The sequence below is a fragment of the Myroides fluvii genome, from assembly GCF_009792295.1.
In the GTDB taxonomy this organism is placed as follows: domain Bacteria; phylum Bacteroidota; class Bacteroidia; order Flavobacteriales; family Flavobacteriaceae; genus Flavobacterium; species Flavobacterium fluvii_A.
Map to the genome: position 1 here is coordinate 1,027,231 of NZ_CP039934.1, position 22,051 is coordinate 1,049,281.

A 22,051-nucleotide genomic window follows, 5' to 3' on the forward strand; every position below is an offset into this window, starting at 1 on the left:
TTACATCATCAATCCTAAATTAGAATTTTTAATTATTTCGTTAGCGGCTAAATCACTAGCTCCTCGACCGCCTAAATTATGAATTAATTCTTCATAATCCAACAAAATTTTGTTTCTTTTTTCACTTTTCACAATTTTTTCAAATTCTACAGCGATTCTTTTAGCATTACAATCGTGTTGAATAAGCTCGACAACCACCTCCTGATCCATGATTAAATTGACAAGTGAAATATATTTGAGCGTAATAATTCGCTTGGCAATTTCATAAGAAATTGTATTGCCTTTGTACAAAACAACCTGGGGCACTTTAAACAAGGCTGTTTCTAGCGTAGCCGTTCCCGAAGTAACCAAAGCGGCGTATGCCACATCTAAGAGCGCATACGTATCATTTGTAATAAAAGAGATATTCTGTCCTTTGAGAAACTGCTCATAAAAAACGGGTTCCTGCCCTGGAGCACCAGCAATAACAAACTGATATTCAGGATTATTTTGAACTACTGATAGCATTTCGCCCAGTAATCGCTTGATTTCTTGTTGTCTACTTCCAGGTAATAGCGCAATAATAGGCCGTTCATCCAACTGGTATTTTTTGCGAAAATCGACTTTCTCACGACTGCGAAACTCTTCAATTTCGTCTATTAAAGGATGTCCGACAAAAGTAACGGGATACTGGTGCTTTTGTTCGTAGAAATCCTTTTCAAAAGGCAAAATTACATACATATAATCGACATCGCGTTTGATTGCTTTGATTCGATTTTCTTTCCATGCCCAGATTTGAGGAGAAATATAATAATGTGTTGGAATTTTATGTTCTTTCGCCCACTGCGCGATTCGCATATTAAAACCAGGATAATCAATAAAGATTAAAACATCAGGCGCAAAAGCGGCAATGTCTTTTTTACACAAAGAAATATTTTTTAAGATTGTACGCAGATTTTGCACTACTTCTACGAATCCCATAAAGGCTAAATCCTTATAGTGTTTAACGAGGGTTCCCCCTACTTTCTGCATCAAATCGCCTCCCCAAAAACGCATTTCTGCCTGAGGATCTTTGGCATAAATCGCTTTCATCAGATTAGCGCCGTGTAAATCCCCAGACGCTTCTCCTGCAATAATGTAATATTTCATCTACAACAACTGTGTAATTAGCGTAATAATAATCACTGCAAAGATGCAGCCTCTTGCGTAATCATCCTTTCTTCGATTGATAAAAAAAGTGAATACGCCCAAATTCAACAAACTTCCGATTGCGACAATTCTGCCCAATAGTCCTGCTTTTCGAATGAGATCGAAATTGAGGAATAAATCAAAATTGGTAAACAATCTCAAATAAAGTTCAGCGCCTAATACGGTTAAACCCGAACCGATTAAAAAGCCCAGTAGGATATGTTTAATTCTATTTCCCATCTATACTAATTCCCAATTATTAATTCTGTTAATGGCGTGATGTGCAGTTAAGTCAAAATGAACGGGTACAATAGAAATGAATCCATTTTTCAATGCCCATTCATCCGTATCTTCTCCTTTGTCTTGATTGACAAATTCTCCTTTTAACCAGTAGTATTCTTTCCCGTTAGGGCTCATTCGCTTATCAAAGTCTTCAATCCAAACTGCTTTCGCTTGTCTACATACTTTTATCCCCTTAATTTCATCGGCTTGCAATTTCGGAAAGTTGACATTTAGCACTACTTCTTTTGGAATTCCATTTTCAAGTGCTTGTGTCGTAATTTTTTTCACAAATGTACGCACTTGATCAAAATCGGCATTCCAACTAAAATCAAGAAGAGAGAAACCAATAGCAGGTATCCCACTCATTCCCGCTTCTAAAGCGGCACTCATGGTACCCGAATAAATCACATTGATAGAGGAATTTGATCCGTGGTTAATTCCCGAAACACATAAATCGGGTTTGCGATCTAGAATTTGACCTAAGGCAATTTTCACACAGTCCACAGGTGTACCTGAACAAGCATATTCCTGCGTTAATTCAGGGTCAATTTGAACCTTTTCTAAAGTCAAGGTATTATTTATGGTAACCGCGTGTCCCATTCCAGATTGTGCACTGTCAGGGGCCACCACAACTACTTCTCCTATTTCTTTCATCACCTCAATCAAAGCACGGATTCCTGGCGCCGTGATACCATCATCATTAGTAACAAGTATTAATGGTTTTTGCATCATCTCAAATTTTTAATTACTTTCGTAAAAGTAACAATTATTATGTAAAAGATTCGGTTATTTCAGACTTTATAAACACACATATATGCTCGTATAGCATCGTATCTTGTGATTTAACAAATAATTATCGGCTTACATCTTAATTACTTTGCTTTTTTAACTACTTTAGTTCAAAACTATTTAATGAATACTATTTGGGCATTTATGAAAAGAAATTATAAGGTTATCATTCTTCTACTCGCTGTTTCAGCTGCACTATGGAGTTTTATACCTAAAAAGGAAACTGAGGATCCAGAAAAAGACCAACTTTTATTAGAGTTAGTCACGTATTTAATGGAGCGCACCCATTATGATCCACCCAAGTTAGATGATAAGTTTTCACAGCAAGTGTACACTGAGTACATCAAGGCACTTGACCCGATGAAACGCTACTTCCTACAGGCTGATTTAGATGAATTTAGCAAATATGAACTTTTGATTGACGATATGATTCAATTGAAAGAACTTTCATTTTTCGACCTTACCTATGAGCGTATTACAGCGCGAATGAAGGAGGCAAAAGCCATCTATAGTGATGTCTTAGCCGAGCCTTTTGACTATAACCAAGAGGAATCTTTTGACGCAGACTATGACAAAATAGCTTTTGCTAAAACTCCTGAAGAATTAAAAGATCGATGGAGAAAACAACTAAAATTAAGTGCTTTATCTACACTTACGGATAACATCAAAATTCAAGAAGGCAAAGATGTTGTCGAAGAGGAAGAAGCAGAAGTAGATGAATACGGCAATGCCGTTGAAAAAGCAAAACCGGCTAAAAAGAAAAAAGACGATAAACCCAAAGAAATTAAATCGTTTGAGCAACTAGAAAAAGAAGCACGTGAGAGCACGAAGAAGTCCTTAGACGAATACTTTGACGCCTTAAATGACTTAGAACGCAAAGATTGGTTCTCTGTGTACTTAAATTCTATTGTGGAGCGTTTTGATCCACACTCTTTCTACTTTGCACCAGAAAACAAAGAAAAATTTGATGCTAGCATGAGTGGTAGTATTGAGGGAATTGGCGCGGTTTTAAGAAAGAAAACGGAAGGTGTCGAAATCAATGAGTTAGTACCTGGAGGTCCCGCTTGGAGAGGAAAGGAAATCGAGGTTGGAGATATCATTCTTAAAGTAGCACAAAGCAAAGAGGAAGAGCCTATCGATGTGGTAGGGGTTCGCTTGGACAATGTGGTAAAATTAATCAAAGGTAAAAAAGGAACTACGGTTTACTTGACCGTTAAAAAAATCGAGGGAACCATCAAAACAATTGCTATCACCCGTGAAGTAATTGAATTTGAAGAAACTTTCGCCAAATCGAGTATTATTGAAGATGGAGCGAATCGCTATGGAATTATCCAATTGCCGAAATTCTACATCAACTTTGAAAATAAAGACAATCGCAATGCGTTTACTGATGTTCAAAAAGAAATTATTGAGCTGAAAAAACAAAATGTAGATGGAATTATCATGGACTTGAGAAACAATGGTGGAGGATCCCTACAAACAGTTGTAGACATGTTGGGGTTATTCTCTAAAGAAGGCCCAGTCGTTCAAGTAAAATCATCCAGAGGAAAACAACAAATTTTAGATGATAAAGGAACTCCTATTGTTTGGGATGGTCCCTTAGTAGTTTTAGTCAATAATTTCTCTGCTTCGGCTTCTGAGATTTTTGCTGCGGCCATTCAAGATTACAAACGCGGATTAATCATCGGTAGTAAACACACATACGGAAAAGGAACAGTTCAGAATTTAGTTGATTTGAATGAGCTTTTGAAAAAACAACCGTATGGTGACTTGGGAGCATTAAAAATCACCTTACAGAAGTTCTACCGTATCAATGGTGGTTCTACTCAAAGAGAAGGGGTTTTAAGTGATATCGTATTACCAGATCGCTATTCTTATATTGATATGGGAGAACGCGATATGGACAATGCTATGCCGTGGGATAAAATTGACCGTGCAAATTACACGCCGTATAACAATGACTTTACTTCGGTAATCAACAAGAGTAAATCGAGAATTGCAGGTCATGATCAATTCAAATTAATTGATGAAAATGCCCAGTGGATCAATGAGAGAAAAGACGAAAAATCATTTACACTCAACCTGAAACATTACGAGAAAAAGCAGAAAGAAGTAGATGAGAAGGTAAAAAAATTCAAAGCTATTTCGAAATACAACAACCATTTAAATTTCTCTTCTTTACCAAGTGAGATTGAGCGTGTGAAGACAGACACCCTTTTAGAGCAAAAAAGAGATAGATGGCATGAATCTTTAGGTAGTGATGTATATGTTGAAGAAGGCGTAAAAATCTTAAAAGACATTCAACAGCTAACTAAAGCCCCTAGAAATACAAAAACATTTTCAGATAAAAAACTATAAGCACCTAGTTTAATGGCTAGAAATAAGAATAGTAACACAAGTATTGCGCTCCGAAAATTTAAAAAAGATTTTCGGGGCGTTTTGTGTTTTTGGATTATCATCTTTTTTATTTTGGTTAGTGTGTTTGCGTATTTCATCATTCCTGATTCATCTCAACATGCCAATGCAGGTGATTTGGCGATTCGTTCACAACATCCTGGATTTAGTACACCGGTTTTGGTTTTGCCTGCTCCATCTAAGACTACTTGGTCAGAATATTGGTTTGGGCGTAAAAATCCGCAGGAACAGGTTCCACTAACTTCCTATCATATCAAAAACGATACGTTGTTCTATCTCCCCTATACTGAACTACGCGATTTAGCACAAGAAAAACAGCTTGCTTTACACTCTTTTTCTCCATTGGAACGAGCGAATCTAATCCAACACAAAACTTTTTGGCTGGGCACAGACAACCAAGGGCGCGATTACTACAGTCGACTGGTACTCGGATCGAGGGTATCCCTTGCAATTGGGTTTATTGCTGTTTCCATTTCTCTACTTATCGGCATTAGTTTGGGGGCAATAGCGGGTTATTACGGCGGAAAAATTGATGCCTTTATCTTGTGGGTGATTAATATCTTTTGGTCTATTCCTACCTTGCTGTTGGTTATTGCTATTACCTTAGCCTTAGGCAAGGGGTTTTGGCAAGTATTCATTGCTGTTGGGTTGACCATGTGGGTAGAGGTTGCCCGTGTTGTCAGAGGACAAGTGATTAGTGTGAAGCAACAACAATACATTACCGCAGCTCGTGCTTTGGGTTATTCCGATTACCGCATCATTGCCCGTCATATTTTACCCAATTGCATGGCGCCAGTTATCGTGATTTCTGCGGCCAACTTTGCCTCAGCTATCTTAGTCGAAAGTGGATTGAGCTTCTTGGGAATAGGAACTCAAGTACCTACACCAAGTTGGGGTGCTATGATAAAGGAAAATTACAACTATATTTTAGTAGGCAAGGCTTATCTAGCTCTATTACCTGGTTTGGCTATGTTTGTTATTGTGATGTGTTTTACGCAGCTTGGAAACGCTATTCGCGATGCTTTTGACGTAAGAAAATAAATTTATTTAACGAGTATGCTTCGGATATCCGATTTGTTGCCATTGTAGATATTCAAATCGACTTTACCATCGATTCCCTTTACCATTCCCTTCTCAGTAAATTGCCAAAAATGCCATTCGGGTTTAATTTCCTCAACAAAGAAATTGTAATTGGCAATCCACACAATATGATCAGGGAACCACTTTTTAAGGTGATTGGTGTAATAGTGTTCCCCTGAATATAAAATAGGTTGCACGCCATAATGCTGTTCAATCATTTCCATCCATCGCTTCAACCCTAAAACTAAGTTGTCCATGGATTGCTTTTTGGGTAGATCTTCGATGTCTAAAACGGGAGGAAAATCACCTTCTGACAATTTCACGGTTGCAATAAAGTTCTCTGCTTGTTTGATGGAATTTTCATCTGGGCGGTAGTAGTGATAGGCCCCGCGAATAAAGTGATTGGCGCGAGCGCCTTTCCAATTGAGATCAAAAGCTTTGTCCTTTCCGTCATCTCCCATGGTTGCACGGACAAACACAAATTCTAGTGGAGCACGTTGAGCCACAGAATCCACAGCCTCCCAATCAATAACCCCTTGATAATGCGAAACATCAAATCCAATCATACGATCATGATGGCGTTGTAAAACTTCTACGGTTCGAAAATCGAAAAAGGATTTCTCCTCCGCTTCTTTGCGTTGTGCGCTAAAAAAGTATTTAATTCCCTCTTGAAAGGTTATTCCAAACCAAACTCCCGCTCCTACTAATACTACAACAATACACACCCATTTGATGCGTGTAAAAGTTGTATTGTTCTTCTTCTTTTGAGGACGTCGAGGTGATGGCTTTTTCCTCGCAGGTTGCTTTTGATTCACAACTGCTATGGGAGAATTTTTTCCAGTTCCGTATTTTGTAGAAGCCATAATTATAGTAAAAGAGCAAAAGTACGTATTTTACCTAAACATCATGCAACAGAATTACGCTACAGGTGTTTGATCCACTTTCAATACAGGTACTGGAAGTGAAATATTATTCAGCTTAAACTTCTTGTCTATTTCAAAGCGAATATCACTTGAAATACGATCGTTATCAAAAGCATTATCAATAAAATAATACAAGATAAATCGAATGGAAGAATCGCCAAATTGATCAATAAAAACGATTGATTTCGGATTTTTCAATACATCGGGATTATCTTCCACTGCAGATAACAACACTGCTTTTACGAGTTCAACATCCGTTCCAATATAGACTCCAATATCAATACGCGCACGAATCACTGGATCTTCATGGGTCCAGTTGTACACAATATCATCGATTAACTTTCGATTGGGAATTACGATATCCCTCATATTTCGCGTTTCAACAATCGTACATCTTAAGTGGATTGCCTTTACGCGTGCTACTTGTCCATTCACCTCAATGACATCCCCCATATTCAGCGTTTTGTCGAAGAGGATATATATTCCCGCGATGATATCGCGAAAGATATCTTGGAGTGCAAATCCCAATCCAACGAACAAAGCCGCCGAAGTAGTCAAAAACATACTGATGTTTAGTCCAATCACATTGAGAATGAAAAAGAACATAATGACATAAATAAAATAATTGACGAAGTTAAATACACTTCTCAAGCGCAACGCTACATCAGGAGGTGAGCTTTTAATAACCGTTTTACGCAAAAAGGTCAAACCATACTTGGTAATCAACAGCGTAAAAACAATAAAGAGAATTGTACCTATTGTAATACTAAGTGATTTACTTGTATAAAGCTCATATTCTAAAAACTTGGAAAGCAGTAGTTTTAAATTCAAAATAAGTCTCTTATTAAGTTAGCTATACTATTTGGACTCGCAATCGTTGAAAAGTCACTTTTATGAACCATCCAATTGATAAATTTAAAGCTTTATCCCAAATATTAAAAGTAAAAACACGAATAATTCCCTATTCTTTTCGCTTCTTGCTAGCGTTATTGTGATTGGATTATAAACTTCTCAAAATAAGATTTTGCACTACTTTTTCCGCTTATTTCCCTCTGCTATTTTCTAGACTTATTTCGTTGATAAATAGATACAAAGCATGATAAATATCACCTCTTACGCACCATAATTTAGCTATTTTTCGCCCTTTACAACTAAACCTAAACTCGAATGAAAATAAAACCAACCCATTCCATTCACATCCCTGTGATGGGACTTGCTTATACCATCGATAGTCCTGTGCGCGTGGCGCAATATGGGCTAGCTTCAACGTTATCTGTTATGGACGATGAGCTCATCGAGCGCATGAACAAATTCTACTGCGAGAAGTTCGAATTACCCTACCAGGAGATTACGAAAAAGATTGATGATTTCAGGGCTAAGCGCATTACAGCCTACCTCAACACTCTAGATACCATAGTAAAAAGAAAATTTGACCACCTAAAAAAAGATTTGCTTCAGAGTAAAAAAAATGTGGAAGACTACATCGAGATGCTGCCTACTGTATCCGAGATTCGCAAGCAACTACAGACGTATATTGACGACAAGATTTCCGCAGACAACCTCAAAAATATTCTAGACACCTATTTGACTCCAGGAGACATTGATGTCAACATTATGACGAAAGTAGATCGTGAAAACTTTGATAAAAAAGAATCGCTACCTGCAAAATACAACGATGCACATGCCGCTTTACGAGGCTTTAGCAACAGTAGTTTGCATTCTTCTGTTGTGCTCTCTGCGGGAATGAATCCCAAGTTGTTCAGTTATTTTGAAGAGTTTGATGCTTTTTATCCCGCGGCTGATCAAGAATTACAAAAGCGAATCATCTTAAAAGTGAGTGATTATCGCTCGGCTTTAATCCAAGGAAGTTTCTTAGCAAAAAAAGGGCTTTGGGTTTCAGAATATCGCATTGAATCGGGCTTAAACTGCGGTGGGCATGCCTTTGCTACCGATGGTTATTTACTGGGTGTTATCTTAGAAGAATTTAAAGTCAAACGCCAAGAATTAATTCAGACGACACACGATTTAATGTGTAAGGCTTTAACTCAGAAAGGCCGCTACACACCAGAAACACCTTTAGCCTTAAAAATAACGGCTCAAGGGGGGTTGGAACAGCAGCTGAACATCAGTTTTTACTGGATCATTATCAAGTAGATTCTGTTGGATGGGGTTCGCCATTTCTCCTTGTACCCGAAGCTACTTCTGTCGATGTGGCTACCCGACAACTTTTAGCCAATGCCAAAGAAGAAGATCTGTATTTGAGTCATATTTCACCCTTGGGTATTCCCTTTAACAACATCAAAGGAACGACGAATGAAATACACAAGGCACAACGCATTGCCAAAGACAAAGCGGGCAGTTCTTGTCCTAGAAAGTATTTGGCTCTAGATAAAACACATGATCCCGAAGGAATTTGCACAGCTTCACGCAAATATCAAACCATTGAACTAGATGCCTTAAAAAATAAAAAGGAAACAATGAGCGAAGTCGCCTATCAGCAGAAATTTAATGCCATTACGGAAAAAGCTTGTCTGTGTATTGGTTTAGCCAATGCTTCATTCTTAGAAAATGATTTGCAAATCAAAGGAGAATCACAAGGCGTTGTGATTTGTCCTGGGCCAAATATCGCTTATTTTACCAAAGAAGTGTCCCTTAAACAGATGATGCAACACATTTATGGCCGAACCAATATCATTGACAGTGAAAACCGTCCGCATTTCTTTTTGAAGGAGTTGCGCATGTATCTGGATCATTTTAAACAGGAAAAAAGTTTACTAGAAGTAGATGCTTCTCCTATAAAAATGAAAAAAATAGAAAAAACCAAAGAGAACTTACTTGCTGGTATTGCCTATTATGAATTGCTATTTGCACAAGATGACACTTATTTTACTGGAGATCAATCCATTATTCTAAAAGAATTAAACGAGAGCAAAATAACCTTATTACACACATAGCGCCCCCTAATTAGTTTTTTTGATTGTCATCAGGTTCTCTTTTCATAGAGAACCTGATTTTTTTAATCCTTCTCCTATCTTGTATCTAACCTTGCTACTATTTCATTTACAATTCAAACACAAACTAACAAAAGCTTACTTATATCACACAACAACAAGGCATTACGCTATTTTTTATTTAGTTTTAAAAATAAAAAATGCAAATCAATCCAACCTTATTTACCTTTTCATTCTATCTCTTACTCATTCTGGGGATTGGTATTCTTGCCTATCGCAAGACGAAAAACTTTTCTGATTACATTCTTGGTGGGCGCAGTTTAGGGCCTTTAGTAACGGCTTTGTCAGCAGGTGCTTCCGATATGTCGGGCTGGCTATTAATGGGGTTGCCAGGCAGTATTTTCAAATCGGGTTTAGCGCAAAGCTGGATTGCAATTGGCTTACTCATTGGTGCTTATTTTAATTGGCGTCTCGTGGCTGGGCGATTACGCGTACATACCGAAATAAGTAACAACGCCTTGACACTTCCTGATTTTTTCCTCCATCGATTTGGGGATGATGGCAAACTAGTCAAGACAATAGCCGCACTTGCAATCCTCTTATTTTTTACGTTGTACTGTTCCTCTGGGATGGTGGCTGGCGCACAATTGTTCACAGCAATCTTTCATCTTTCTTATTTCCAAGCGCTACTGCTTAGTGCCTTGGCAACGATTACCTATACTTTTATTGGGGGATTTTTAGCGGTCAGTTGGAGTGATACTATACAAGCGACCTTGATGTTATTTGCTTTGATTTTGACTCCAATCATGATTATCCTCTCCCTTGGAGGGTGGGACGAAGTCAATGCACAGATACAATTAGCCGTTCAAACGCATCAAATCGCGTATTCCAATATCATCCACAACATCAGCCTCATTACAATTATCAGTGCTGTAGCCTGGGGTTTGGGTTATTTTGGTCAACCCCATATTTTAGCTCGATTTATGGCGGCAGATAGTGCAAAGACGATGCGAAATGCCCGTCGTATCGGTATGACATGGATGTTTTTGTGTTTACTCGGAGCCGTTGCGATTGGTTATGTTGGAATTAGCTATTTTCAAGCCCATCCTGATCAAGCGGCCGGAGTAAACAAAAACAACGAAATGATTTTTATAGAATTAATTCACTATTTATTCAATCCCTGGGTGATTGGCATTCTCTTATCCGCTATACTCGCTGCTGTAATGAGTACGTTAAGTGCACAACTTTTGATGGCTTCCAGCACCTTAACACAAGATTTCTATCACTCTTACCTTCGACGTTCAGCATCTCAAAGAGAATTAGTCTGGATGAGTCGTTTGGCCGTTTTATTGATTTCTTTCATTGCCATCGGTATTGCGCTTGATGAGAACAACAGTATTTTAGGTTTAGTTTCCCGTGCTTGGGCGGGTTTTGGTGCTGCTTTTGGCCCGCTCATCCTCTTTACTTTATTTTGGAAAAAAACAACAGGAAAAGCTGCACTTATAGGAATCACCGTAGGGGGACTCACCGTGATCTTTTGGCCCGTCTTTCAAGAACAGGTACTACATGGCGTTATTTTTGGTTATCGCGAACCCTTGTATGAGATTATCCCTGGTTTTATTTTTAGCTCAATAAGTATTTGGCTATGCTCTCACTTTGGTCGTCCAGTATCAAAACACACAAAAGTAGCCTTCGATACGGCTAATGTTTTATATCGCAAAGAAAAGTAGATCAAATTCGCATTTATACAAGAATAATCCCTTCAATGAATTCAATAACAGCAAGCCAAAGTAAAACAGAACCCAACAGTAGACCTGCTTGCATAAACCATTCTAACCAAGTGGATTCTTCGGCTTCTTTGATATAAAAATAATTACTTATTCTACAACTAAAGTACATATGACGTTTATACTTTTTTAAAGCTATGGTATCTGCAATTTTATACAATGAAAGGTAAAAAAGCAATAATAAGGGAGACAAGATTCCCAAGATAGGCTTGTGCTCCCAACCAACCTCAATTTCAAAACACGCATAAATCACACCGACAATAGATAAAACCAGTAGGGTGTAAAAAACCGCAGTATTTCGAAGGTATCTATGAATTGGAGAATAAAGGAGATTACCCATACAAAGTGTCATAAAAATCAGAAAAAACAGAAAAAAATAATCTTGTTCACTATTCATATCCTTATCAAAACTTAGCAATTAATCTTCTTCAATCCAAGTACAACATTAATCTTTTGCTACAGCAATTTTTACTTTCTTATTCTTCAACCTTGTATTTTCTAATGCTTGTAATAAGGGTTTAATTTTAGCTGTTCGCACGGCAACAAAGGCTTGGGTATCGCGTACATCAATCAATCCGATATCTTCTTTTTGCAGTCCACCTGTTTTAATTAAGTACCCCACAATATCTACTTTGTTGACTTTGTCTTTTTTTCCTGCACTGATATAAATCGTTTTAAAGTCCGTACGATTATCAATGGCATAGGTGCCCTTTAATTCTTCAATCGGCATCGCAGGATCAATAAAGCTGTATGATTCTTCATTGGTCACCATGACATAGGCTTTTCCCGTAGCTTTCATACGCGCTGTACGTCCATTTCGATGAATAAAGGCATCTTCTTTTTCTGGAATTTGATAGTGAATTACATGGCCAATTTCGGGAATATCCAATCCACGTGCGGCCAAATCCGTTGAAATTAGAATATGACAACTTCTATTTCTGAATTTCATTAAGGCACGTTCGCGCTCTTCTTGCAATAATCCACCGTGAAAAGCACCATTCGCTACGCCTTTGTTTGTCAACGTCTCACTGATACGCGCTACTGCATCTCGGTGATTACAGAAAATTAAAATCGTATCCTTTCCTATTTTTCCAATCAGTTGAATCACAGCTTCAAGTTTTTCTTCTGCAGGACAAACCACCTTGCTGAAGGTCAACTTGGGTTTAATTTCTGCTGTTTGTAAGAATTTGAGGTTAGTAGGGTTTTCAATCCCTGTAAAATCAGGTATTCTTTTCAATGCGGTAGCCGAAGTCAGCATGCGAAATTCAAGTCGATCGAATGAATTAATAATGTAATCCATATCGTCTTGAAATCCCATTTCTAGTGCTTTATCAAATTCATCAACAACATAGCTGTGTACCATTCCCGTATCAAATGAATTTTCTTCCACATGAAAAGCCACTCTTCCAGGAGTTCCAACCAATACAGCAGGTGGAGAAGCTAAGTTATTCAATTCTGTGCGCGTGGAATGCCCACCATAACACGCATTGATTTTAAAAGCCGTTCCCATCTTCTTAAACACCGTTTCAATCTGTAGTGCCAATTCACGTGTAGGCACGAGAATAACGGCTTGTACCCCTTTTACTGCAGGATTCAATCGCTGCACCAAAGGCAATAAGAAAGCTAATGTTTTACCCGATCCTGTAGGGGACAATAAAACAATATTATTTTTTGTTTGTGCGGTTTGAAGAGTTTGAAGTTGCATCTCATTTAAGGTTGCAATTTCCATTTTTTTAAGGATAGCTGCTTGATTCATGGTGTAAAGGTAGGAGATTTTGGTTTACAGTTAACCACTAATGGTTTTTGCTGTAAAAAGTAACTCGTTTTACCGCAATACAAACTTTATCAATAATTTAATTTTTACTCCAAATAGAGCGATTTAAATTACAAAAATTAAACAAAAACAACCAATTACATATTAATAACAAACTCAAATTAGATAATAATCAATTTTATATAGAATTTTGAGCCAATAAACAGGTTAAATCCCTTTTTAATCATTAAATATTCAATACAATGAAAAGAAACAAAAATCCATTTTTTCTTGCCTTTTTAGTTCTAACAACGAACAGTTGTTGCACAGAAGACACTATTGTCTCCTCTGAAAAAACTGTAAAAACAACAAATTACAAGCAAGATTATCATATTTTAAAAGACTATGTCCGTATAGATAAAGTCAACCAGAAATACTACTTGGATTTCAGTCAACAAGAACATCAAGCACAGCTCACTAGTATAGCTCCTGATCACAAAAAAAGCTTTAGCCATGAATTAGATCGGTTGAATCGTTACATCCAAGAGAAAAAAGGAAATGGCGCTTCTTTTATCATCATGCAAACACCAAATGAGACGTATTATGCAGGTTTTGAACCAACCGACTTATCCACAACCTCAACAGCAGATAAAAGTAGGTCAAATCCCATTCACAAACTAACCTTTAATTCACCAAATAGTCCACAACGACATACGATTTTTACTGGACAAGATAAAATTCGAACGATTGTCTCCATGTTTTCTTCAGAACGCGGTTTAAAAGCGACATTAACCTGTCAAACAGGTACTTCTTCGGGACAAGCTCCCACCGTAATACTCACAACAATTAATCATACTTTTCAAGGGGAAATTAATTGGACACATACAAAAGCAGAAGCAAGCGTAACTTGGGATTTTGTATTTACCGTGGATCGTGCAACTATTTCGGTCTTAGGAAATGTGTACAACGGTCATGGTGATGGTAGTTTTCCGACAGAACCAACAGCTGGATAATCCAATCAGTCGAATGCGATTCCAGGTAACAGGACCGATTTACCCCAATAAAAAAGCCTCTTCTTTCGAAGAGGCTTTAGTGCGGGTGATAGGACTCGAACCTACACACCTTGCGGCACCAGATCCTAAGTCTGGCGTGTCTACCAATTTCACCACACCCGCAGGTGGCTCCAGAACTGCTGTACACTTGTGTACTGTTGTTCTTTTAAGACGTTGCAAATATACAACCTGTTTTTTAATGCGCAAGAAAAAAATAATTTTTTTTTATTCTTATGTTTGTAAGGAATAATATAACTGTATCGATATATACTATGAAAGATTCAAAACAATTTGTTCAAGAAAACAAGCAACGTCTTCTGGATGAGCTAATTGAACTACTAAAAAAACCTTCTATCAGTGCAGATAGTGCGTACTCACAAGACGTAATAAACACGGCAGAAGCAGTAAAAGAAAATTTAATAAAAGCAGGTTGCGACAAGGTAGAATTGTGCGAAACGCCGGGATATCCTATCGTATATGGAGAAAAAATCATCGATCCTGCTCTTCCAACGGTGTTGGTTTACGGTCATTATGACGTACAACCAGCAGATCCAATTGAACTTTGGACATCTCCACCGTTTGAGCCTGTAATTAAAACAACACCCCTTCACCCAGAAGGAGCGATCTTCGCACGTGGAGCATGTGATGACAAAGGGCAAATGTTCATGCACGTGAAAGCGGTTGAATATATGATTGCAACAAACACTTTGCCTTGTAACGTGAAATTCATGATTGAAGGAGAAGAAGAAGTTGGATCAGTAAGTTTAGGTTGGTTCGTCAAAAGAAACCACGACAAATTGAAAAACGACGTGATTCTTATTTCTGATACGGGAATGATTTCCAATCAACAACCGTCCATCACAACAGGATTGAGAGGATTGAGTTATGTGGAAGTGGAAGTAACAGGTCCGAACAGAGATTTACACTCTGGATTATACGGAGGAGCGGTTGCTAACCCCATCAACGTATTAACGAAGATGATTGCTTCTTTACACGATGAAAACAATCACATCACGGTTCCAGGATTCTATGACAAAGTAGAGGAATTATCACGCGAAGAGCGCGATGAAATGGCTAAGCGTCCATTCTCTTTAGACGATTACAAAAAAGCATTGGATATTGATGAAGTATACGGAGAAGCTGGTTATACAACCAACGAGCGCAACTCGATCCGTCCAACATTAGACGTAAACGGAATTTGGGGTGGATATACAGGAGAAGGTGCTAAAACAGTAATCGCAAGTAAGGCATTCGCTAAAATCTCGATGCGTTTAGTTCCAAACCAAGATTGGGAAGAGATTACAGAACTATTCAAAAAACACTTTGAAAGCATTGCGCCTGCAGGTGTAAAAGTGGAAGTAAAACCGCATCATGGAGGACAAGGGTATGTAACGCCTATCGACTCTATTGGGTACCAAGCGGCAGCAAAAGCGTATGAAGATACCTTTGGGGTAACACCGATTCCAGTTCGCTCTGGAGGAAGTATTCCAATCGTTGCGCTATTTGAAGAGGAATTAGGATCTAAATCAATTATGATGGGATTCGGATTGGATTCAGATGCCATTCACTCTCCAAATGAGCATTTTGGTGTTTTCAACTACTTGAAAGGAATTGAAACCATTCCATTGTTCTACAAATACTACATGGAATTAGTAAAATAATTTAGAACTCATCTTGACTTTTTTGATTGAAGTGAAAATTAGCTATTTTGAATCTGATTAAAGGCATTTTTAAGTTGCATAGCAGGGCTACGGAATGAAAAAATGGCAAAAAGCAGGCTCAAAATAGCAATTTTTCAACCAATTAGAGAAAGTCAAGAGGAGTTCTTATACAAAAAAGCGAGTACCTTTTGGTTACTCGCTTTTTTTATGTTTGTTCTTTTCTTCAATCCACAGTGCCATGTATTTGGTACTTTGCGCACTGTGATGTTTAAATACTTCTACTAGAAAATGACGTTTACGGTGGTTGTCTATATCTTGATCTAAAAGCAAAACGCTTTCTTTGAAAATTGCTGTATACTTTGCTTTACTATAAGAACGTTGCAGTAAAGTCCTTCCTTTTTCTTGTTTTTCAAGCCAACTACTTTCGCTTTGATACAATTCAACGGCTTTTTGGATGAACTCTTCTACCTCATCTGCAACAAACCCATTCCACTCTTCGGCTGTAGCCATGGCTTCTATTCCCACAGTTGTAGTTACATTGGGCGTTCCTACACGCATGCCATCCACAAACTTTCCTTTTATTCCAGCCCCAAAGGCAATTGGAGCTAACATGACTCTTGCTTGCCCCACCACTGCTAAAGCATCTTCTGCCCTACCGTGAATGAAAAAATTTTCTTTCGGATTGTGTAATTGCAATACTTTAGCTGACGGATAAGCACCATAAATATGCAATTGAACTTGAGGTAATCGCTTGCGTAGCAATGGCCATATTTCTGTTTTTAAGCGCAAAACTGTCTGCCAATTGGGTTCGTGAATAAAGTTGCCAATAAAAACAAACCCTTCTCTTTGTTCAAAAGGCAACCATTCGTCTTGTTCCTCTACGGATAGTTCATTTTCTAAAAAAGGAAGAACCAAAAGAATATCAGGGGGAAGTTGAAATTGATGAACCAATAACTCAAGTTCCACACTAGAAATCAAGAGTGTCAAATCACAACGCATAATACTCGCCAATTCGCGCTTGGTTTTATCGCTATATAAATAATCGTCAATAGTTCCCACTCCCTTTTTCACTAGTTCCTGACGGGCGTAACGCAAAAAGTGGAGATCCTCAGTATCGAGTAAGGTACGCGCTTGAGGGCATTGAGCCGTTACGCGCCATCCGAACTGTTCCTCCATCATAAAACGGTCGTACATCACCCAATCGGGCTGTAAATCCGCTAATACTTGGTCCATGCGCTCATCATTGAGATAAACCTCAATTTCATTCAATTGAAAAATACTCAAATCATCGCTATAGGGTGATTTCTGTGCAGTAGATCCAAAGTAAATATCCATGTTCCACGATTGAAAGACCTCCAACAGCTGTAACATGCGCTTACCCGCTGCAGAGGAACGCGATTCGGGCCATACCTGACCGATAATTAATATCTTCTTCCCTTCTAATGAATTATCCATCTCGCAAAAATACAGCTTCTTCTGTACTAAATCGTTCCAATTTTTAATCTCTATTATATTTAGTATTTTTGTGACAAACGAAAAGGAATTATGTTAGGACTTAAACTTTTAACCGATCCAAGATGGGCTAATATTGCCGAATCTAATCTTGAAGAAATCTTGACTGATCACTGTTGGTGTGAACAAAAAGCGGCGACCAATGCCATTACGCTAATTGCCTACAACTCAGAACACGACGATTTAGTAACGGAATTAACGGAAATCGCTATTGAAGAGATGGAACATTTCAAAATGGTTCACGAGATTATCAAGCAAAGAGGTTATACCTTAGGGCGCGAACGCAAAGATGATTACGTGAATCAATTGGCTAAATTTTGCAAAAGAGATGGGAGTAGAAATGATGCTTTCATCGATCGCTTGCTTTTTGCTGCTATGATCGAAGCTAGAAGTTGTGAGCGTTTTCGCGTGTTGTCGCAAAACATTGACGATGAAGAACTAGCTAAATTTTATTATGACTTAATGGTTTCTGAAGCCAATCACTATACGACTTTCTTAAAATTTGCCCGCAAATACACGGAACGCGTAGACGTTGATAAACGTTGGAAAGAATGGCTGGATTTTGAAGGTAACTTAATTCAGAGTTACGGAACAAAAGAACATATCCACGGATAATAATTAAAATGCGAGTAGTGATACTCGCATTTTTTTATGGCGTGGGTTTAACGCTCTAATTTTTTTATTTTCTGCAATAATTTACGTGCCTTACTCTGATAGGCAGGCGTCTTTTCATGAAAACGCACTTCAATCAATTCTCCAATTAATTTCGCTTGTTCAGGAAATTTAGGTGCTAAACGCATAATAATATGCATCGCATTGGATTCTGTTGCTACTTTGGTTTCTGAGGTTAACCAAACCAAACACTGATCGAGAATCGCCTCTTCTAGTGTTGCATCTAATAGATTCCCTCTTTTTTCAACTAAAACAATCGCCATTTTACTCGTCAATCGCTTGACACTTTCATCTTCTACTTGGGGCAATTGACGAATGAATAACTCAATATAAGGATCTAATAGGAACGGATTCGCTTGGAGCAAATCATCCAAAACAATACTGGCTAATACATTGACCTTGATTTTTGGATCAAAGGTAAAATCAACCAACGTTTCAATCAATGCTCCTGCATTCGATACTTGTTGTATGATTTTTTTTCGACTTGCTAAACTCGTATTTCCAACGACTAATGCCTCATAAATTTCTTTATTCATTGATTGAACAGCATAAGAATAAACATTTTACATCTGTAAATATAAGTCGTTTTTTCAAAAATAGCATCGGATTTATTTGGTTGTTATTTTATTTGTTCTATATTTGTAGAACAACATCTACATAAATAGATTTAAAAATACTAAATCATCCTTAAAAAAAATAAATTCATGATTAAACTACCTCAAACAGAAGAACAACTCATGGAGTATATATGGGAATTACAAAAGGCGTTTTCCAAAGATCTGTTGGACAAATACCCGGAACCGAAACCCGCTCAAACAACGCTAGCCACGTTGCTCAAGCGATTGACTGAAAAAGGGTTTATCACCTATGAGACCTTTGGAAATTCAAGAGCTTACACCCCATTGATCCATAAAGAGGATTATTTTGAAACGCACCTCAACCATTTGGTAGAGCAACATTTCAATAATTCTGCGTTTTCCTTTGCCTCATTCTTCACGCAAAAAAGCAAGATGAGCAAGAAAGAATTAGAAGCTTTAAAAAAGATTGTCGAAGACCAAATCAAAGACTAAACGTATGCTGCTATACCTCATCCAAACCACACTCTTATTGCTCTTGACTATTGGAATTTACAAGCTGTTCTTGGAATCTACCAAAATCCATGTCTTCAAGCGATATTATCTACTTTTTGCCTTAGCTTTTATTTTTCTGTTGCCGTTAATCAAAATTTCCTCTACGAGTATATTAACTGCAACCAATATGAAACTACAAGAGTTAAACGAAGTGATTATTTCTCCTCAAACACAGACTGCTGAAGGGCTACCAAAAACATGGTCGGTGTCTAGTATATTGTGGAGTATTTACGGATTAGGGGTTCTTTTGATGAGTATCCGTTTTATTCGTTCACTACGTCATTTTAACCGCTTAACTCAAGAAGGAACTGTACTATATGACAAAGGGCAACGCTTTGTTCTCTTAAATCATCTAGACAGTGCCTTTACATTTAGACAGACCATTTATTTACCCCTTCATCTTCCAATTGATTGGAACAATAAAATTCTCTTACACGAATACAATCACGTCAAACAGCGACATTCAATAGACATTTTATTGATTGAAGGGTTGAAAATAGTCTTTTGGTTTCAACCGCTTTTGTATGTGTACCAACAACAAATTGCTTTAAATCACGAATTTCTAGCGGATGATACACTGAATACATCCAAGCAAGAAACACAAGAATATTTACAATTACTATTAACCCAAACCTATCAACACCAAGAACTTCCTCTGAGCAGTTCTTTTAATTTTAATTTAACCAAAAAACGTTTCACTATGCTCACAAAAACCAACAAACCATTACAAAACACTTTTGCAATTTTAAGTACTTTAACCTTATTTGCTTTCATGGGAATTACGACTGTAGTTGCTCAAGATAAGCCTAAACACAAAAGTGAAATAGCTCCGAAATCAGGACAAACGGAAGACTCAAATGAAGTACACATTGCAGTGACAGAACCCGCCAACTATCCCGGAGGAATGAATTCCTTTAATCAGGAGTTCATCACCAATTTTGAAGCGCCAAAATTTGAAGGAGAATCTATCCGCGTTATTCTTCAATTTATTGTGGAAAAAGACGGGAGTTTGAATGAAATAAGGATTGTCAGAGATCCCGGTTTTGGTGTAGGAGAAGCAGCAATAAATGCTTTAGCTAAAACAAAGAAATGGATTCCAGCCAAAGACAATGGAAAATTAGTACGCAGCCAATTCACACTACCTATTACAATACGCGTTGACCCAACAGAGGCGACAGAAAAAGAAGTCTAAAAAAATTAACATTTTTTTATAAATTTTAGAAGAAGAGCATCCAACTGCTCTTCTTTTTTATTACCTTTAGTCCACCTAAAAACTACAGAATGAAAATTCACCTTACTATTCTTTTATTTCTTTTAACTTTAGGTAGTCTATCGGCTCAAAACTCAACTTCTACTTCTCCAAAGGAAGAACAGTTGATGGATGACGATGAAATTTACATACTGGTTGATAAAGCTCCAGAATATCCGGGAGGATTCTCCGCTTTCTCGAAGGATTTTGAGGCTCAATTCGAATCGCCACAACTAGATGCTTCCATACGCAAATTGGTATTTGTAGTTCGATATGTTGTAGAAAAAGACGGTCAAGTCTCTACTATTGACATCGTAAGAGATTATGGCTATGATATTGAACAAAGCGTTAAAACAGCCTTTGAACAATTGAAAACATGGCAACCTGGATCAAACAAGGGTCAGCCTGTACGCGTATTAATGACCTTGCCCATTACCGTTTTTCCGATTATAGAAGAATCCAAGTAATCACATACTAAACAGCTATCTCGTTTAAACTATCTTTTACTTTCTTTGTTAAACTGGCATACACCAACTCATAGGAATGATCAATTAATTCTTTGAGCAAGGTCCATTGTACAGAACCTCCAAGGTGAATGCTATTCCAATGCTTTTTACTCATGTGATAACCCGGGGTAATCTCACTGTAATCCGCACGCAATTCTTCTGCCTTTTCAGGGTCACATTTTAAATTGACAAAGCAATTCCCCTGCTCCCATTTCGTTAAATTAAGCAAGAGATAAATCTTCCCTCCTACTTTAAAAGTCAGGGTTTCTTCATCAAAAGGAAAATCTTCTGTTGTTCCTTTTTTATTTAAACAGTAATCGTAAATCACATGTACATCCATAATGTAGGAGATTAAAAAATTTGATATAAAATCGGTTTACTTGGCGAGGCATCATTGACAAAAGAGGCAATTTGTATATTCAAAATATAGAAATCATCTTTTACCGTTGTTGGCACATAAATCATCTCCGTAATGGTAGCATCGAACTGAGCATCAGCATTGACTTGATCCACATCATCTACTTTCCAAAACGCTTTATGCGCTAAGAGTTTTCCCTCATCTTTTTCTTTATCTACACTTGGTAAGTCAATAAGTAAATGTTTAATTCCTTGTTCACGCAAAAAAGTAGCAGCTTCTGCAGCTAAATAGGGAGGATTCGTATGCGAATACTTTTGGTGTTTCTTTTCTTGTTCATTGGGTAAAGTGCGAATCACAATGGCTTTTTGTCCTTGTGACTGCCATACGTGACGCAGTTGTTCTACTCCAATAACTGCATCTCCATTTTCCTCTATTTGAGGCGCAATGGTAACGACTTGTGCTAAAAAAACAAAGGTTTTTAAGCTGTCATTAACGCTGTAAAAATCGCGGGTAATATGCCCCAAGCATTCGGTATGTGTACCGTGTCCATGGGGATTAAAGGCAATGGTATTAAAATTTGTAGACGATTGTCCTTCACTAACTTTCCCTACCCAATCGCCCACGCGAACAGGTTCAATAGAGGGTTTATCCAAATACCATGCAATGGGATTTTCTTCCGTATTGGTTAAAGGGATAGAGATATCGATGGGCTGAGAAAAATCAACGGTGTAGTTTTGATCCGAAAAAGAAAAGGTTGCTTTCAA

General features: G+C 37.7%; 20 protein-coding genes, 1 tRNA gene and 1 pseudogene. 10 read left to right on the top strand and 12 right to left on the bottom strand.

What is annotated here, in order from left to right:
* Genes lpxB through surE form a run of 3 tightly spaced genes read right to left on the bottom strand, consistent with a single transcriptional unit; the run spans position 1 to position 2,178 of the window.
* On the bottom strand, positions 1-1,128 hold the full coding sequence (gene lpxB, locus FBR08_RS04780) for a lipid-A-disaccharide synthase (protein ID WP_158961667.1): 1,128 nt from the start codon (positions 1,126-1,128) through the stop codon (positions 1-3).
* Complete coding sequence (locus tag FBR08_RS04785) at positions 1,129-1,407, bottom strand: hypothetical protein (protein ID WP_158961668.1); 279 nt, start codon at positions 1,405-1,407, stop codon at positions 1,129-1,131.
* Entirely contained in the window at positions 1,408-2,178 is a 771-nt protein-coding gene (surE, locus tag FBR08_RS04790; RefSeq protein WP_199268658.1) for a 5'/3'-nucleotidase SurE, read from the bottom strand.
* A gap of 183 nt (positions 2,179-2,361) precedes the next feature.
* Between surE and FBR08_RS04795 the strand changes: the two genes are divergently transcribed.
* Complete coding sequence (locus FBR08_RS04795; protein ID WP_158961670.1) at positions 2,362-4,596, top strand: carboxy terminal-processing peptidase; 2,235 nt, start codon at positions 2,362-2,364, stop codon at positions 4,594-4,596.
* A 12-nt stretch (positions 4,597-4,608) separates the two neighbouring features.
* Positions 4,609-5,694 carry an ABC transporter permease gene (locus FBR08_RS04800; protein WP_158961671.1) on the top strand — a complete coding sequence of 362 codons (1,086 nt, stop codon included), beginning with the start codon at positions 4,609-4,611 and terminating at the stop codon, positions 5,692-5,694.
* 2 nt (positions 5,695-5,696) lie between these two features.
* On the opposite strand, the gene FBR08_RS04805 is transcribed toward FBR08_RS04800, so the two are convergent.
* Together FBR08_RS04805 and FBR08_RS04810 are read right to left on the bottom strand one after the other, a co-directional pair.
* A complete protein-coding gene (locus tag FBR08_RS04805) occupies positions 5,697-6,596 on the bottom strand; it encodes a glycoside hydrolase family 25 protein (RefSeq protein WP_158961672.1) in 900 nt (299 codons plus the stop codon).
* Between the two features lie 54 nt (positions 6,597-6,650).
* Positions 6,651-7,487 carry a mechanosensitive ion channel family protein gene (locus FBR08_RS04810; protein ID WP_158961673.1) on the bottom strand — a complete coding sequence of 279 codons (837 nt, stop codon included), beginning with the start codon at positions 7,485-7,487 and terminating at the stop codon, positions 6,651-6,653.
* 336 nt (positions 7,488-7,823) lie between these two features.
* Between FBR08_RS04810 and FBR08_RS04815 the strand changes: the two are divergent.
* Both FBR08_RS04815 and putP read left to right on the top strand, forming a co-directional pair.
* Positions 7,824-9,610, top strand: a pseudogene (locus tag FBR08_RS04815) (hypothetical protein).
* 197 nt (positions 9,611-9,807) lie between these two features.
* Entirely contained in the window at positions 9,808-11,337 is a 1,530-nt protein-coding gene (gene putP / locus FBR08_RS04820) for a sodium/proline symporter PutP (protein ID WP_158961674.1), read from the top strand.
* Positions 11,338-11,350: 13 nt separating this feature from the next.
* Here putP and FBR08_RS04825 read toward each other — a convergent pair whose 3' ends face one another.
* Both FBR08_RS04825 and FBR08_RS04830 read right to left on the bottom strand, forming a co-directional pair.
* Positions 11,351-11,734, bottom strand: a complete 384-nt coding sequence (locus tag FBR08_RS04825; protein WP_233266250.1) for a hypothetical protein — start codon at positions 11,732-11,734, stop codon at positions 11,351-11,353.
* 105 nt (positions 11,735-11,839) lie between these two features.
* On the bottom strand, positions 11,840-13,150 hold the full coding sequence (locus FBR08_RS04830; protein ID WP_158961676.1) for a DEAD/DEAH box helicase: 1,311 nt from the start codon (positions 13,148-13,150) through the stop codon (positions 11,840-11,842).
* Between the two features lie 260 nt (positions 13,151-13,410).
* Between FBR08_RS04830 and FBR08_RS04835 the strand changes: the two genes are divergently transcribed.
* Entirely contained in the window at positions 13,411-14,160 is a 750-nt protein-coding gene (locus FBR08_RS04835) for a hypothetical protein (protein WP_158961677.1), read from the top strand.
* Between the two features lie 80 nt (positions 14,161-14,240).
* Here the strand turns inward: FBR08_RS04835 and FBR08_RS04840 are convergent.
* Positions 14,241-14,322, bottom strand: a tRNA-Leu gene (locus tag FBR08_RS04840).
* 149 nt (positions 14,323-14,471) lie between these two features.
* Between FBR08_RS04840 and FBR08_RS04845 the strand changes: the two genes are divergently transcribed.
* On the top strand, positions 14,472-15,860 hold the full coding sequence (locus tag FBR08_RS04845; RefSeq protein ID WP_158961678.1) for a dipeptidase: 1,389 nt from the start codon (positions 14,472-14,474) through the stop codon (positions 15,858-15,860).
* 192 nt (positions 15,861-16,052) lie between these two features.
* Here FBR08_RS04845 and FBR08_RS04850 read toward each other — a convergent pair whose 3' ends face one another.
* Positions 16,053-17,315: a glycosyltransferase family 4 protein gene (locus FBR08_RS04850; protein ID WP_158961679.1), complete on the bottom strand. Its 1,263-nt coding sequence runs from the start codon at positions 17,313-17,315 to the stop codon at positions 16,053-16,055.
* Between the two features lie 90 nt (positions 17,316-17,405).
* Here FBR08_RS04850 and miaE point away from each other — a divergent pair, with 90 nt between their 5' ends.
* The gene (gene miaE, locus FBR08_RS04855; protein ID WP_158961680.1) at positions 17,406-17,987 is read left to right on the top strand and encodes a tRNA-(ms[2]io[6]A)-hydroxylase; all 582 of its coding nucleotides are present in this window, start codon (positions 17,406-17,408) and stop codon (positions 17,985-17,987) included.
* Between the two features lie 47 nt (positions 17,988-18,034).
* On the opposite strand, the gene FBR08_RS04860 is transcribed toward miaE, so the two are convergent.
* Complete coding sequence (locus tag FBR08_RS04860) at positions 18,035-18,580, bottom strand: hypothetical protein (protein ID WP_158961681.1); 546 nt, start codon at positions 18,578-18,580, stop codon at positions 18,035-18,037.
* A 168-nt stretch (positions 18,581-18,748) separates the two neighbouring features.
* Between FBR08_RS04860 and FBR08_RS04865 the strand changes: the two genes are divergently transcribed.
* The 3 genes from FBR08_RS04865 to FBR08_RS04875 all read left to right on the top strand — a co-directional run bounded on the left by FBR08_RS04865 (position 18,749) and on the right by FBR08_RS04875 (position 20,890).
* Positions 18,749-19,114, top strand: a complete 366-nt coding sequence (locus FBR08_RS04865) for a BlaI/MecI/CopY family transcriptional regulator (RefSeq protein WP_158961682.1) — start codon at positions 18,749-18,751, stop codon at positions 19,112-19,114.
* Between the two features lie 4 nt (positions 19,115-19,118).
* Positions 19,119-20,366: a M56 family metallopeptidase gene (locus tag FBR08_RS04870; protein ID WP_158961683.1), complete on the top strand. Its 1,248-nt coding sequence runs from the start codon at positions 19,119-19,121 to the stop codon at positions 20,364-20,366.
* A gap of 89 nt (positions 20,367-20,455) precedes the next feature.
* Entirely contained in the window at positions 20,456-20,890 is a 435-nt protein-coding gene (locus tag FBR08_RS04875) for an energy transducer TonB (RefSeq protein WP_158961684.1), read from the top strand.
* A gap of 7 nt (positions 20,891-20,897) precedes the next feature.
* Here FBR08_RS04875 and FBR08_RS04880 read toward each other — a convergent pair whose 3' ends face one another.
* Together FBR08_RS04880 and FBR08_RS04885 are read right to left on the bottom strand one after the other, a co-directional pair.
* Positions 20,898-21,269: an MmcQ/YjbR family DNA-binding protein gene (locus tag FBR08_RS04880; protein ID WP_158961685.1), complete on the bottom strand. Its 372-nt coding sequence runs from the start codon at positions 21,267-21,269 to the stop codon at positions 20,898-20,900.
* An 11-nt stretch (positions 21,270-21,280) separates the two neighbouring features.
* A complete protein-coding gene (locus FBR08_RS04885) occupies positions 21,281-22,051 on the bottom strand; it encodes a cyclase family protein (protein WP_158961686.1) in 771 nt (256 codons plus the stop codon).